Consider the following 13,939-nt stretch of genomic DNA (forward strand, 5'->3'; position numbering starts at 1 on the left):
ATGAATAAAATAATTGGAAACGAAATTGCCTTTAAGACTTTTAACTTTTTAAGGGTAAATGAAACAGAAATAGAAATTCCCCAAATTCAAGGGAAGTCATATAGGGAAGTAGGAGAAGACAATCCAGGAGAAATTTCTGAATTTGAAAATATTAAGTATGGCATTTCAAATGAAGTCTTGGATCAAAATAGGAAGCATTTAAATTATTACAAGTCCTACACAAGTGAAGAGGGCAAGACAGAAGAAGATTTCAAGTTATTTGAACTTGATGATGAATATTCTGAACTTTTTGACCTCCACCACATCGTTGCAGAAAAGGACTCAAAATTAAAAGTTGTCCTTGACTACACTTCTACTGGCAAGGACGAAAAATTTAGGAACTCTGTTATTAAAGTTCTTGCAAAGGAAAATTCTGAAGTAGAAGTTTTTGTTATTGCAAGAGATGATGACAAGTCCCTAGTTCTTGAATCTATTGGAGTTTATACAGAGGCTCATGCAAAAGTTAGCGTCCACCAATATGAACTGGGAGCAGCTAGACTTTACACAAATTACAAGTGTGAACTAATTGGAGAATATTCTGAAGGTCATGTTGATTCAATTTACTTTGGTCAAAAGGACGAGTACCTAAACATGAACTACGACATGATTCACAGGGGCAAGAAGACTGAGTCAGATATCTTGGTTAACGGAGCCCTAAAGGATAAATCATCAAAGAACTTTAAGTCAAACCTTCAATTTATAGAAGGGGCTAAGGGTGCTGTTGGGTCAGAAGAAGAATACTCAATCTTACTAGATGACACAGTTCACTCAATTTCAGTTCCTCTAATGCTTGCTCATGAAGATGACGTTGTTGGTAACCACGCATCTAGTGCTGGTAAGCTTGATAATGACCAAATCTTTTATCTAATGTCTAGGGGAATAAGTTTTGATGAAGCAGAAGCCCTAATAGTTGAGTCCAAATTCTCAGGTGCAATTGATGCCCTAGGAGATGAAAAACTAAAGGACGAAGTTTGGGAAGCAGTTAGAGAAATTATAAAGAGAGGAAATTAAATGTTTGCTAAAAATGAAATAGAAGAAATCAGAAAAGAGTTTCCTTTTTTAAATCTAAAACCTAATGGGAAGCAAATAGTTTATTTTGATAATGGTGCAACAACACAAAAGCCAAGAGAAATTATTGACAATATAAAAAACTTTTATGAAAGTGAAAATGGAAACCCTCACAGGGGGGCCCACTATCTTGCAATGAAGTCAACTGAAGTTTACGAAGGTGCAAGACAAAAAGTTGCAGACTTTATTGGGGCAAAAAAGGCTTCGGAAGTTGTCTTTTTAAGAAATGCAACTGAAGCCTTAAATCTTCTTGCTTATTCCTATGGACTAAACAACTTAAAGGAAGGCGACGAAATTGTAATTTCTATAATGGAGCACCATTCAAACCTTGTTCCATGGCAAGAAGTTTGCAAGAAAACTGGAGCAAAGCTAAAGTTTTTATATGTAGACGATGATATGCAAATTCCTTTTTCTGAAATCGAAGAAAAAGTTACTAAGAATACAAAAATTATTTCCATCACAGGAGCATCTAACGTTGTTGGAACAAATCCTAACATAGAAAAAATTGTTAAGTATGCTAGAGAAAATTCAGATGCAAAAATAATTCTTGATGGAGCACAATTAGTTCCCCACAGGAAGGTCAATGTAAGTGAACTTGACGTTGACTTCATGGCTTTTTCTGGTCATAAGATGTATTCGGCACTAGGTATTGGTGTACTTTATGGAAAGGAAGAACTTCTAAACAAGATGGATATCTTCCTATCAGGTGGCGACATGATTGAATATGTCTATGAAGACCACACAACTTTTCTAGATGCACCACAAAGGTTTGAAGCAGGAACTGCCAACGTTGAAGGAGCAGTAAACCTAGCAGCAGCCATTGACTTTATAAACAAATATGGCATGGAAAAAATCGATGAATATGAAAGATATTTAACTGACTACTGTTACGACAAGCTTAAAAATTTAGACTATCTTGAAGTTTATACAACTAGTGACAATAACAGGGCACCAGTAATTTCTTTCAACTTTAAAGAAGCCCATCCTCACGATGTTGCATCAATACTTGACACTTATGGAATTGCCATAAGATCAGGCCACCACTGTGCTCAACCTCTTCACAGGTACTTGGGTTCAAACTTCTCATGCAGGGCAAGTTTTGCAATCTATAACACAGTGGAAGAAATTGATTATTTCGTAGAACATCTTGAAGATGTAAGGAGGATTTTAGGAATTGAATCTTGATAATATTTACACAGAACTAATCTTGGAACACTCTAGGAACAAACACAACAGAAGAGAACTAGAAGACTACACAAAAAAAGAACTTGGTCACAATCCAAGCTGTGGAGATGAAATAACTCTTGAAGTAAAAATCCAAGATGACACTATAGAGGATATATCCTACACAGGTCACGGATGTGCCATTTCTCAAGCTTCAACATCAATTATGTGCGACAATGTCAAGGGCATAAAAGTTGAAGAAGCTATTGAAAGGGCAGACAAGTTTATAGGAATGGTTAAGGGAGAGATTGACGACCCAGATAAGTTGGAAGATCTTGACGATGCCATTGCTTTTGAATCCATTTCAACTTTACCTGCAAGGGTAAAGTGTGCAGTTCTTTCTTGGTACACTCTAAAGAATATGTTAGAAAATAATGAAGATAAGGGATCCTTTAATCTATCATAAGAGGTGATTAGATGAAATTATCTACAAAGGGTCGTTACGGCCTAATGGCTATGTACAACTTAAAAGAAAATATGGGCAAGGGCCCTATAGCCTTAAAGGATATTGCGAGAGATGAAAATCTTTCAGAATCCTATTTGGAACAACTCTTTACCCTTCTTAGGAGGGCTGACCTAGTTAAATCAATTAGGGGTGCAGGTGGCGGTTACGTCCTTGCAAGAGATCCAAAAAATATAGCGATTGGAGAAATAATAAATGCCCTTGAAGGTGACCTTTCACTTTCTTGTTGTGATCTTGGTAAAAAGTCTGACTGCAACAAGCAAGAGGAATGTGCCACAAGGGACATCTTATCCAAGCTTCAAGGTCAAATTGAAGGTGTCATGGAATCCATGACTCTAGCAGACATGTGAGGTCACTATGATTTACATGGATAATGCTGCCACTACTAGGATCACAGATAGTGTATTTCAAGCTATGCTTCCTTATTTGAAAAAAAATTACGGGAATCCATCGGCAATATACTCTCTTGGTCAAAGATCTAGGGCAGCCATAGAAAATTCAAGAATAAAAATTGCAGAGATCCTGGGAGTAAAGGCAAGTGAAATTTACTTTACTTCCTCTGGATCTGAATCAGATAACTGGGCCTTAAAGGGCTCACTTTTACCTAATCAAGAGAACCATATTATCTCATCAAAGATTGAGCACCCAGCTATTTTAAATTCTTTAAAGAAAATAGAAAAGTGGGGAGGAGAAACTAGCCTCATTTCAGTTGACAATGAAGGTTTTGTGGACTTAGATGAAATTGAAAGCTCTATCAAGGACTCCACAAGACTTATTTCAATTATGTTTGCCAACAATGAAATAGGAACTATTGAGCCTCTTGCTGAAATTGCAAAAATAGCTAAGGCAAAAAATATTTTATTTCACACAGACGCAGTTCAAGCTATGGGAAATATTAAATTTAAGATAGAAGACATAGGAGTGGACATGCTCTCCCTTTCAGGTCACAAGCTTGGAGCTCCAAAGGGAGTTGGTCTTCTTTATGTCAAAGAGGGAATTGAACTTGATAGCTTTTTAGATGGTGGTGAACAGGAAAGAGGACAAAGGGCCTCAACAGAAAATCTTGCATCAATAGTCGGACTTGCAAGAGCCTTAGAAGATGCTTACAATAATATTGAAGAGAGGACATCTATTACAAGAGAACTAAGAGATTACACAATAGAAAAACTCTTGAATATAGATGGAGTAATCTTAAATGGTCCCAAAGAAAAAAGACTTCCTGGAAATATAAATATCACTTTAAAAAATACTAAACCACAAACCATGGTTCAGTATCTTGACATGTTTGATATATGTGTTTCTTCTGGATCAGCATGTGCAGCAGGAAGCATTAACCCATCCCATGTTTTAAGGGCAATAGGTAGGAGTGAAGAAGACTCACTTTCTATGCTAAGGCTCTCACTTAATCACGAAAACACAAAAGAAGAGTGTGATTATGTAGTGGAAAAAATAAACCAGGGGATGAAAAAGTTCAAGAACAGGTGATATTATGTTAGAGCAAATATCTGGTAATGCTGCTAGATTTATGATTTATGCCCTTGCCATTCTTTCTATTCTCTTAATATTTTTAGCAATTTACTATCTAATAAATATTGGGAACAGATACATTGATGGCAAGAAGAGGATAAATATAGACCTAAGGCTTATCACAAAAATATTTTTGGGGATACTTATTTTTTACTTAATAAATATAATCTTTAATAAGTTCCCAATCCTTGGCTACACACTTTCATCGGTAATAATAGCAATAATATTTGCCTATATTATCGACCCAATAGTTAACTACTTGGAGAGGAAGGGAGTCAAGAGACAGTTTGGTGTAATAATAGTTTACATCTCAGCTATACTTATTTTTGGAATCTTAATAGTTTCAGTAATACCAAAAACTATTAATGAAATTTCCAACTTGCTTACAAGTCTGCCTGCCATGGTGGATACCCTAATAAGAGAAGTTAATAATTTCGCGTCAAATGTATTTGCCAAGTTTAATATTGAGCTTCCAGAAAACTTTATAAATGTCTACAAGGAGACAAATCCAAAGGTAAATGGGGATGTTGAGACACCACAAATAGTTTCTGATATTTTAAATTCTATTAAGGCGACTATTAACGACCTAATAGTCAAGGCCCAAGGATCACTAATGGGATCTCTTTCCAATGTACTTTCTAAACTTTATGGATTTTTAACTTCGGCCTTTAGACTTGTCTTAATTATAATCTTTTCCTTCTACTTTTCAGTGGACAAGGATAGATTTATGCATAGAGTGAAAAAGGCCATACCAAATAAATACAGAGACGACATCTCATATCTCACAAGCAATATTGACACAGCCCTCCAACAATTCATTAGGGGAAGGATGCTAATGGCAATCTTCGTAGGATTAATAACTATGGCCTACCTCTTAGTCTTAAGAGTAGACTTTGCCATTATCATTGGTCTTATAACTTGTGTGGCAGATATAATCCCTTATATTGGTCCTTTCCTTGGTTGTGCGCCGGCAGTTTTATTTGCCTTTATGGACTCGCCTATGAAGGCCCTATGGGTTTTGATTTTATTCGTAATAGTTCAATGGGTAGAGAACAATATTCTCGCACCAAAACTCATTGGAGATTCAACTGGACTAAACCCACTTGTAATTTTAATTTCAATAATTATTGGTGGTGGAATCTTTGGTGTATGGGGAATGGTAATTTCTGTTCCATTGATGTCAATTATCTTTATACTTGTTGATTTTATCAAAATAAAATACAACGACAGATACAGCTCTAATTGACATTCATATTCTTTATAATTATAATATTTATAGCACATCCTCCCAGGGTATGGGAGGATTTTTAATAGGAGTTGTAATATGAAACATTTAGGTTTACACGATATAAGAACTGAATTTTTAAAATTTTTTGAATCAAAGGGACACTTTGTACTACCAAGTTTTTCACTAATTCCAAAGAATGATAAATCACTTCTCTTAATTGGAGCTGGAATGGCACCAATGAAGAAATTTTTCACTGGCGAAGAAGTTCCACCTGCAAAGAGAGTTACTACTTGCCAAAAATGTATTAGGACTGGCGACATAGATAACGTAGGTTTAACTGATAGACACGCAACATTTTTTGAAATGTTAGGTAACTTTTCCTTTGGAGACTACTTTAAGCACGAAGTAATTCCATGGGCTTGGGAATTTTTGACAGTTAATCTCGAAATTCCAAAAGAAGATTTATGGGTTACAGTTTATTATGAAGACGATGAAGCCTACAACATTTGGAAGGATGTAGTGGGAATTGATGAAGAAAAAATCATAAGACTAGGTAAAGAAGATAACTTCTGGGAGCTAGAAGTTGGTCCATCAGGTCCATGTTCAGAAATTTACGTTGACAGAGGACTAGAACACGGATCAGAAGAAGAAAGACCTGGTGGAGAAGGAGACAGATTTATTGAAATTTGGAACCTTGTATTCACACAATTCGACAAGGACGAAGAAGGAAACTACAATCCTCTAGCTCATCCAAACATTGATACAGGTATGGGACTTGAAAGGATTGCTACAGTCCTACAAGAAACTGACAATATATTTGAAATTGATGCCATAAAAGATATAATCCAAGAAATTGCAAAAGTTTCTGGGGAAGAATATGGCAAGGATAAAAACTTAGATATTTCCTTTAGGGTTATAACAGACCACATTAGGGCGATGACTTTCATGATTTCTGATACAATTGTCCCTTCAAATGAGGGAAGAGGCTATGTACTTAGAAGACTTATAAGAAGAGCTGCAAGACATGGAAGAAAGCTAGGCATTAAAAGAGCCTTTCTATATGAAATTGCTGACATGGTAATTGACTCTTGGGGCGAACAATATGAAGAACTCAAGGAAAACAGAGAATCCATCAAGGAAATTATTAGAAGAGAAGAAGAAAAATTCTTAGAAACAATTGATGGTGGACTTGTTAGACTAAGGGCCCACATGGATGAAATGAAGGAAAATAAGGAAAGACTCCTAGATGGAGAAAAAGCCTTTAAACTATATGACACTTATGGTTTCCCGATTGACTTAACAGAAGAAATCCTAAGAGAAGACGGCTATGACGTTGATATGGATGGCTTTAAGAAGGAAATGGATGACCAAAAGAGAAGGGCTAGAGAAGCTAGAAACGACTCCAACATTGGTTGGGCCAACCAAGACAACAAGCATCTATTTGAAGGACTTAGTGATGAATTCCTAGGTTATGAAGAAGATGAATGCCAGGCAAATATTGTTAGAATAATTGCCAATGATGAAATAGTTGACTCTCTTAATGAAGGAGAAGAAGGCCTTGTAGTCCTTGACAAGACAACTTTCTACGGAGAAAGTGGTGGTCAAGTTGGAGACACTGGCCAAATTATTTCTGACAACTTTAAGCTAAAAGTTACTGACACAAAGAAAACTAAGGATGGACTTCACCTTCACCTTGTAAAGATTGAAGAAGGTAGACTGGAAAAAGCTCCAGTTAAGGCTATTATAGATTCTAAGAGAAGAAATAACATTAGGAGAAACCACTCTGTAACTCACTTACTTCACAGGGCCCTTAAAGACGTTTTAGGAAGCCATGTAAACCAAGCAGGATCCCTAGTTATGCCTGATAGGATGAGATTTGACTTTTCCCACTTTGATGCAATGACAAAAGAAGAAATTGCTGAAGTTGAAAGAAAAGTAAATGAAAAAATCTTTGAAGGACTTCCAGTTGAAACAAAGGTAACAGGTCTTGAAGAAGCTAAGGAAATGGGTGCAATTGGTTTATTCGAAGGCAAATACCAAGACCAAGTAAGAGTCCTATCCATGGGAGATTATTCTCGTGAACTTTGTGGAGGTACTCACGTATCCAACACTTCTGAGATTTCAATGTTTAAGATCCTATCAGAAAGTGGTATAAGTAATGGAGTTAGGAGAATTGAATCTATTACAGGACCAGCTGTTTATGAATACCTAAACAACTTAAGTGAAAAAGAAGAAAAAATAGCTAGTGAATTAAAATCCAACAAGGATGAAATTATTCAAAAGATAAAATTAAATATTAAAAACCTAAAAGAAGCAAATAAATCTATTGAAAAGCTAGAACATGACCTTGCTAAGGATCAAATTTCTGACTTAATAGAGGATGTTAGAGAAAAAAATGGAATCAAGTATGTCATTAAAAAGTTCGATGGAGTAGATGTAAATACTCTTCGTGACCTAGCTGATGAGGTTAGGAGCAAGCTTGGTTCAGTTGTAGTTCTATTTGCAACTGTAAATGATGATAAATTAAACTTTGTATGTGCAGTTTCAAAGGATCTTGTAGAAAAGAAAATTGCTGCAGGCAAACTAATCAAAGAGATCGCCAAAGTAGCTGGCGGTGGCGGCGGTGGTAGACCTGATATGGCAACTGCTGGTGCAAAGGACTTAGATAAGGTTGAAGAAGCTCTAAACAAGCTTGATGAGCTCTTATAAAAATATCAAAATAGATACTTTTATGGTATAATCTATTTGGAGGTAATTATGGGTCAAAATAATAATACACAAATTTTTGAAAAAAGTAGTTTGGAACAAGAGAGAATAAAAAGCATTTTAAAAACAGTATATAATGCTCTAGAAGAAAAGGGATACAACCCAAGTGACCAAATTATAGGATATATATTATCAGGTGATCCAACATATATCACAAGCCATGATAATGCAAGATCCATGATACAAGAAGTAGAGCGTGACGAGCTTTTACAAGAAATGTTAAAAGTTTATTTAGAAAAGATTTAAAAGATTGAGATGGCTTGTCCATCTCTTTTACATATTATATATGTACCTGTAAAGGTTGTGGTTAAATGAATAAAATTTTAGGCTTAGACGTAGGAGATGTGTGGATTGGGGTAGCTATATCAGATGCCCTTTTGCTTACAGCACAACCTCTTATGACAATAAAAAGAGAATCAAATAAGATAGCCTATGAGAAAATTCATGAAATTATTTTAGAAAACAATGTAGAAAAAGTAGTGGTAGGTCTTCCAAAGAACATGAACAACACTATTGGGCCGCAAAGTGAAAAAGTAATCAAGTTTGCAGAAAAGCTTAAAAATAAATTTAAGGTAGAGATTGAGTATGTAGACGAGAGAATGACCACTTTAATGGCCGAACAAGTTTTAATAGAGGGTTCTGTTCGAAGAGAGAATAGAAAAAAATATATAGATAAAATTGCAGCGACTTATATCCTGCAATCCTATCTGGATAGATTAAAATTATAGGTGATAAAATGGAAAAAATAAAATTATATGACGAAAATGATAAAGAAGTTGAATTTTTTGTTGATGCAAAATTTTCTGTTGAGGACACTGATTATGTCGCACTCTATACAGACGAAGAAAATCCAGAAATTTATATATTAAAGGTAATTGAAGACGAAAATGGTGACGAACTTCTTGCTGGCATCGATGATGACGAGTTAGAAGTTGCAAGCAAGGCTTATGAAGAACTTTTAGATGAATTAGACGGTGAATAAATGGAAAGAAACATTGAACCTGTCAAAAAGATCTTAAAGAGCAGTGGATATAAATACACTAAACAGAGAGCAAAGGTCTATGAAATTTTTCTGGACAATAAGGATAAACACTTGACTACAGAAGAAGTTTATAACTTAGTTGCAAAGAAGGACCCAGAAATGGGAATTGCAACTATATATAGGACCGTGCAATTATTCCACAAACTTGGAGTCTTAGATCAAATTGCATTTGATGACAATATTTTAAGATATGAACTAAGAGTACCCAATGAAGGCCATAGGCATCACCATCTAGTTTGCATAAATTGCGGCAAAGTAGAAGAAGTTGATATTGACAACTTAAATGAGCTAGAAGCAAAGATAGAGAAAGATAAGAATTTTAAAATTGTTGACCACACTCTAAAATTTATGGGTTATTGCGAAGACTGCCAACACAAAATTGAGGAGAAGGCAAATTAATGAGAAACACAAATAAGGTGAAGATAATCCCACTGGGAGGACTTCACGAAATAGGAAAGAATCTTACACTAGTTGAATATAGAGATGATATTATCATCATAGACTGTGGTATGACTTTCCCAGAAGACGAAATGCTTGGTATTGATGTTGTAATACCAGATGTAACTTACCTAGAGAACAATAAGCACAAAATAAGAGGACTTGTCCTAACTCACGGTCACGAAGACCATATTGGTGCTATCCCATATGTACTGAGAAAGCTAGACCTAGATATTTATGGAACTGGTCTAACAATTGGGCTACTAGAAAACAAATTAAAAGAACATAGACTTTCAAGAGACAAACTCCACGTAGTAAGTGCTGGAGATGTTGTTAAACTTGGCAAGATGGAAGTAGAATGGATTAATGTAAACCACTCTATTCCAGATGCTTGTGCCCTTGCAATAAAGACACCATTGGGATATGTTTACCACTCAGGTGACTTTAAGGTGGATTTCACTCCAATTAGTGGAGAACCAATTAACCTAACAAGGATTGCAGAAATTGGACAAAAGGGTGTACTTGCCATGATTGGTGAGTCTACTAACGTCCTAAGAGAAGGCTACACAATGAGTGAGTCTAAGGTTGGAGAAACCTTTAATAGACTTTTCCAAAGTTTATCAGACAACAGAATTATAATTGCAACTTTTGCTTCCAACGTTCACAGGGTTCAACAAATTATCAACTCTGCTGAAAAATATGGCAGAAAAGTTGTCTTATCTGGTAGGTCCATGGTAAATGTAACAGAAACAGCGAGAAAGCTTGGACAATTTAGGGTCAAAAAAGATACCTTTGTTGACATCAAGGATATGGACAAGTATGACGACAGTGAAATTGTATTAATCACAACTGGTTCACAAGGAGAGCCAATGTCAGCTCTTACAAGAATTGCCTATGGAGAACATAGAAAAATTCAACTTACACCAAATGATGCAGTTATACTTTCAGCAACTCCAATACCAGGAAATGAAAATGCTGTTACAAAGGTAATAAATAGACTTCTTGAAAGAGGGGCAAAGGTAATTTATGAAACTTTATCAGAAATTCACGTTTCTGGTCACGCTTGTCAAGAAGAGTTAAAGCTAATATTAAGTCTAGTAAAACCAAAATACTTTATACCTGCCCACGGAGAAGTAAGACACCTTATGAAGCACGCAAAGATTGCACAGCAAATGGGCATGGATGAAAGAAATATTTTCATTATGGAAAATGGTAATTGTCTTGAGATTTCACAAAAGTCTGCAAAACTTGTGGGAGATGTTCCATCAGGAAATATCCTTGTTGACGGACTTGGAGTAGGTGATGTTGGTAACATCGTCCTAAGAGACAGAAGACACTTATCAGAAGACGGACTAATAATTGTTGTTATCTCCTTGACAAAAGAAGGCAAGGTTGTTTCAGGTCCTGACATTATTTCAAGAGGCTTCGTTTACGTAAGAGAATCAGAAGACCTTATTGAAGATGCAAAAAATGTTGTTAGAAAAATCTTAAATGACGATTCACGCGACAACTTAAAGGATTGGAATGGACTTAAGTCTGATATACGAGATAACTTGAGATCATATATTTTCAAAAACACAAAGAGAAATCCTATGATTTTACCAATTATTATGGAGGTTTAGGATATTTAGGGAATCTTAGAGGTTCCCTTTTTTAGAGGAATTATGCCAAATATAAATTACGATTATATAGAAAACTATTTAAGAGATTTAAAAGAATTAAAAGATGAAAAGCTTCGCGAGATGATGGATTACGCAGAAGAAAATCACGTTCCAATAGTGGAGAGGGAAAGTGAAGAATTTATTAACTTTCTCCTTGCCATCCACAAGCCAAAGAAGATTCTTGAGCTTGGAACTGCCATAGGCTATTCTTCTATTTCCTTTGCCAAGAGGAATAAGTGCATAGAAAAAATTGACAGCGTAGAGTTAAGAGAAGAAATGGTAGAAATCGCAAGGAAAAATATTTCTGATGTGGGACTTGATAATATAATTAAAGTTCACCACAGTGATGCCTATGACTTTCTTCTTGACTTGGAAGAAAAATACGACTTTATATTTATAGATGCAGCTAAGGGTCAGTACGAAAAATATTTTGATGAGTCCCTAAAAAATTTAAATAATGGGGGAATAATTCTCTGCGACAATGTCCTCTTTAAGGGAATGATAGCAGAAGACTCCCTAGTTAAGAGAAGGAAAATAACAATTGTAAAAAGACTTAGAAAATTTTTAAAAGATATTTCTGGTGATGAGAGATTTGACTCATCAGTAATTCCCATTGGGGACGGAATACTTTTAGTGAGGAGAAAAGATGAAGAAGATTGAACTTTTAGCACCAGCAGGTGATATAAATAAATTAAAAACTGCAGTGGAATATGGTGCCGATGCAGTTTATCTTGGAGGAGAAAGTTTTGGACTTAGAAAAGCTTCCAAAAATTTTTCCATGGAAGATATTAAATGGGCAACAGACTATCTACACGAGAGGGGAAAGAAGATTCACGTTACCCTAAATATTATTCCCCACAACGATGACATGGAAGGTGTAGAAGAATACATCAAGGAACTCTATGAAATTGGAGTTGACGCCCTTATAGTTGCTGACCCAGGAATGTTTATGAAGGTAAAGGAAGTTGCACCAGACTTCCCGATCCATATTTCCACACAAGGATCAGTTACTAATGTTGAAACTGTAAAATTCTGGCAAAAACTGGGAGCAGAAAGAGTTGTAATGGCAAGAGAGCTTAGCCTAAAAGAAGTTGCCGACATTATAAAAGAAGTTGGCGACACAATAGAAGTTGAAACTTTTGCTCACGGTGCCATGTGCATGTCCTACTCAGGCAGATGTCTTCTTTCAAACTACATGACAGGAAGAGATGCCAACATGGGTGACTGCGCTCAACCTTGCAGGTACAAGTACAACCTAGTTGAAGAAAAGAGACCTGGAGAATACTTCCCAATAGAAGAACACGAAGAGGGAACTTTTATCATGAACTCCAAAGACCTTTGTATGATTGAACATATAGACGAAATGATTGAAGCTGGTATTGCCAGTCTTAAAATCGAAGGTCGTGTAAAAAGTGAATACTATCTTGCAACAGTAATTAGGTCTTACAGGATGGCAATCGATGCCTACTATGCTGATCCAGAAAATTATAAGTATGACCCATCCCTATTAGAAGAAATTAAAAAAGTAAGTCACAGGGACTTCACAACAGGTTTCTTCTATGGACAAGCAAACGAAGACTCACAAGTTTATGAGGACAACTCTTATATCAGAGGTTACGACTTCGTGGGAATTGTCCTAGACTATGATGAGGAAACAAAGATTGCAACTATTGAACAGAGAAATAGGGTCTTTGTTGGAGAAGAAATTGAAATCTTTGGACCTGGTATCAAGCACTTTGACTACAAGATAGAAAAGATGTTAGATGATAAGGATAGGGAAATTGATGTTGCAAACAAGGCAAAACAAATTTTTAAAATTAAAATCGAAGAACCTATTAAAAAGGGATTTATTTTAAGGAGAGAAAATGAAGAATAAGGCCTGCATTATTGGAATATGTGGTGGAAGTGGTAGCGGCAAGAGTACTGTTACCAAGAAACTAATTGAACTAATTGGAAGAGAAAATGTGTCAGTAATTGAACAAGACTCCTACTACAAGGACCAGTCTAATTTGGATTTTGAAGAGAGGGTCAAGACAAACTATGACCATCCTCTTGCCTTTGACAACGACCTCTTATTTCAACACCTACAAATGTTAAAGGAAGGGAAGTCTATTGAGAAACCAATTTATAACTTCGCCCTCCACAACAGGAGTAAGGAAAAGGAAGTTGTTGAGCCAAAGCCAATTATTATTCTCGAAGGAATTTTAATTTTTAACGAGATTAACTTAATTGACATCATGGACATAAAAGTTTTTGTGGACACTGATGCTGATGTTAGGATAATAAGAAGGATCAAGAGGGACATGCTTGAGAGGGGAAGGTCCCTTGACTCAGTTATTGAACAGTATCTTGCAACAGTTAGACCATCACATCTTCAATTTGTTGAGCCTTCAAAGAGGTATGCGGACTTAATCATCCCAGAAGGCGGCGAAAATGAAGTTGCCATTGATATTTTGTACCAAAAAATAAAATCTTTGGTATAA

15 protein-coding genes are annotated in these 13,939 nt (G+C 35.8%); all 15 read left to right on the top strand.

Annotated features, from left to right (window positions below):
* The 15 genes from DRZ96_RS06220 (at position 1) to udk (ending at position 13,939) form a co-directional block, all read left to right on the top strand.
* Positions 1-1,050, top strand: coding sequence for a SufB/SufD family protein (locus DRZ96_RS06220; protein ID WP_112889998.1), 1,050 nt, complete (start codon positions 1-3; stop codon positions 1,048-1,050).
* The gene (locus DRZ96_RS06225) at positions 1,051-2,292 is read left to right on the top strand and encodes a cysteine desulfurase (RefSeq protein ID WP_112889999.1); all 1,242 of its coding nucleotides are present in this window, start codon (positions 1,051-1,053) and stop codon (positions 2,290-2,292) included.
* Positions 2,282-2,737: a Fe-S cluster assembly sulfur transfer protein SufU gene (gene sufU, locus DRZ96_RS06230; protein WP_112890000.1), complete on the top strand. Its 456-nt coding sequence runs from the start codon at positions 2,282-2,284 to the stop codon at positions 2,735-2,737. Before DRZ96_RS06225 ends, sufU begins: the two co-directional genes overlap by 11 nt.
* Before the next feature lie 11 nt (positions 2,738-2,748).
* The gene (locus tag DRZ96_RS06235) at positions 2,749-3,144 is read left to right on the top strand and encodes an RrF2 family transcriptional regulator (protein WP_112890001.1); all 396 of its coding nucleotides are present in this window, start codon (positions 2,749-2,751) and stop codon (positions 3,142-3,144) included.
* Positions 3,145-3,151: 7 nt separating this feature from the next.
* Complete coding sequence (locus DRZ96_RS06240; RefSeq protein WP_172605469.1) at positions 3,152-4,279, top strand: cysteine desulfurase family protein; 1,128 nt, start codon at positions 3,152-3,154, stop codon at positions 4,277-4,279.
* Between the two features lie 4 nt (positions 4,280-4,283).
* Positions 4,284-5,567 carry an AI-2E family transporter gene (locus DRZ96_RS06245; protein ID WP_070702555.1) on the top strand — a complete coding sequence of 428 codons (1,284 nt, stop codon included), beginning with the start codon at positions 4,284-4,286 and terminating at the stop codon, positions 5,565-5,567.
* Positions 5,568-5,645: 78 nt separating this feature from the next.
* Positions 5,646-8,258, top strand: a complete 2,613-nt coding sequence (gene alaS / locus DRZ96_RS06250) for an alanine--tRNA ligase (RefSeq protein WP_112890002.1) — start codon at positions 5,646-5,648, stop codon at positions 8,256-8,258.
* A 48-nt stretch (positions 8,259-8,306) separates the two neighbouring features.
* Positions 8,307-8,561: an IreB family regulatory phosphoprotein gene (locus DRZ96_RS06255; RefSeq protein ID WP_070702559.1), complete on the top strand. Its 255-nt coding sequence runs from the start codon at positions 8,307-8,309 to the stop codon at positions 8,559-8,561.
* A gap of 65 nt (positions 8,562-8,626) precedes the next feature.
* Positions 8,627-9,043, top strand: a complete 417-nt coding sequence (ruvX, locus tag DRZ96_RS06260) for a Holliday junction resolvase RuvX (RefSeq protein ID WP_112890003.1) — start codon at positions 8,627-8,629, stop codon at positions 9,041-9,043.
* Between the two features lie 8 nt (positions 9,044-9,051).
* Complete coding sequence (locus tag DRZ96_RS06265; protein ID WP_070702563.1) at positions 9,052-9,297, top strand: DUF1292 domain-containing protein; 246 nt, start codon at positions 9,052-9,054, stop codon at positions 9,295-9,297.
* Positions 9,298-9,756 carry a Fur family transcriptional regulator gene (locus DRZ96_RS06270; RefSeq protein ID WP_112890004.1) on the top strand — a complete coding sequence of 153 codons (459 nt, stop codon included), beginning with the start codon at positions 9,298-9,300 and terminating at the stop codon, positions 9,754-9,756.
* Complete coding sequence (locus DRZ96_RS06275; protein ID WP_112890005.1) at positions 9,756-11,417, top strand: ribonuclease J; 1,662 nt, start codon at positions 9,756-9,758, stop codon at positions 11,415-11,417. The genes DRZ96_RS06270 and DRZ96_RS06275 overlap by 1 nt, the downstream gene beginning before the upstream one ends.
* A gap of 42 nt (positions 11,418-11,459) precedes the next feature.
* Positions 11,460-12,116, top strand: coding sequence for an O-methyltransferase (locus DRZ96_RS06280; RefSeq protein WP_112890006.1), 657 nt, complete (start codon positions 11,460-11,462; stop codon positions 12,114-12,116).
* Positions 12,103-13,332 carry a peptidase U32 family protein gene (locus tag DRZ96_RS06285; RefSeq protein WP_112890007.1) on the top strand — a complete coding sequence of 410 codons (1,230 nt, stop codon included), beginning with the start codon at positions 12,103-12,105 and terminating at the stop codon, positions 13,330-13,332. Before DRZ96_RS06280 ends, DRZ96_RS06285 begins: the two co-directional genes overlap by 14 nt.
* Positions 13,322-13,939 (top strand): uridine kinase, encoded by a 618-nt coding sequence (gene udk / locus DRZ96_RS06290; RefSeq protein WP_112890008.1) that lies wholly within the window; start codon positions 13,322-13,324, stop codon positions 13,937-13,939. Before DRZ96_RS06285 ends, udk begins: the two co-directional genes overlap by 11 nt.

The organism is Peptoniphilus harei (assembly GCF_900454685.1).
GTDB lineage: Bacteria > Bacillota > Clostridia > Tissierellales > Peptoniphilaceae > Peptoniphilus_A > Peptoniphilus_A harei.

What these genes read in the sequence shown, in the direction of transcription:
- DRZ96_RS06220 (WP_112889998.1), top strand. Translation starts at nt 1, where the DNA reads ATGAATAAAATAATTGGAAACGAAATTGCCTTTAAGACTTTTAACTTT.
- DRZ96_RS06225 (WP_112889999.1), top strand. Translation starts at nt 1,051, where the DNA reads ATGTTTGCTAAAAATGAAATAGAAGAAATCAGAAAAGAGTTTCCTTTT.
- DRZ96_RS06235 (WP_112890001.1), top strand. Translation starts at nt 2,749, where the DNA reads ATGAAATTATCTACAAAGGGTCGTTACGGCCTAATGGCTATGTACAAC.
- DRZ96_RS06240 (WP_172605469.1), top strand. Translation starts at nt 3,152, where the DNA reads ATGATTTACATGGATAATGCTGCCACTACTAGGATCACAGATAGTGTA.
- DRZ96_RS06245 (WP_070702555.1), top strand. Translation starts at nt 4,284, where the DNA reads ATGTTAGAGCAAATATCTGGTAATGCTGCTAGATTTATGATTTATGCC.
- alaS (WP_112890002.1), top strand. Translation starts at nt 5,646, where the DNA reads ATGAAACATTTAGGTTTACACGATATAAGAACTGAATTTTTAAAATTT.
- DRZ96_RS06255 (WP_070702559.1), top strand. Translation starts at nt 8,307, where the DNA reads ATGGGTCAAAATAATAATACACAAATTTTTGAAAAAAGTAGTTTGGAA.
- ruvX (WP_112890003.1), top strand. Translation starts at nt 8,627, where the DNA reads ATGAATAAAATTTTAGGCTTAGACGTAGGAGATGTGTGGATTGGGGTA.
- DRZ96_RS06265 (WP_070702563.1), top strand. Translation starts at nt 9,052, where the DNA reads ATGGAAAAAATAAAATTATATGACGAAAATGATAAAGAAGTTGAATTT.
- DRZ96_RS06270 (WP_112890004.1), top strand. Translation starts at nt 9,298, where the DNA reads ATGGAAAGAAACATTGAACCTGTCAAAAAGATCTTAAAGAGCAGTGGA.
- DRZ96_RS06275 (WP_112890005.1), top strand. Translation starts at nt 9,756, where the DNA reads ATGAGAAACACAAATAAGGTGAAGATAATCCCACTGGGAGGACTTCAC.
- DRZ96_RS06280 (WP_112890006.1), top strand. Translation starts at nt 11,460, where the DNA reads ATGCCAAATATAAATTACGATTATATAGAAAACTATTTAAGAGATTTA.
- DRZ96_RS06285 (WP_112890007.1), top strand. Translation starts at nt 12,103, where the DNA reads ATGAAGAAGATTGAACTTTTAGCACCAGCAGGTGATATAAATAAATTA.
- udk (WP_112890008.1), top strand. Translation starts at nt 13,322, where the DNA reads ATGAAGAATAAGGCCTGCATTATTGGAATATGTGGTGGAAGTGGTAGC.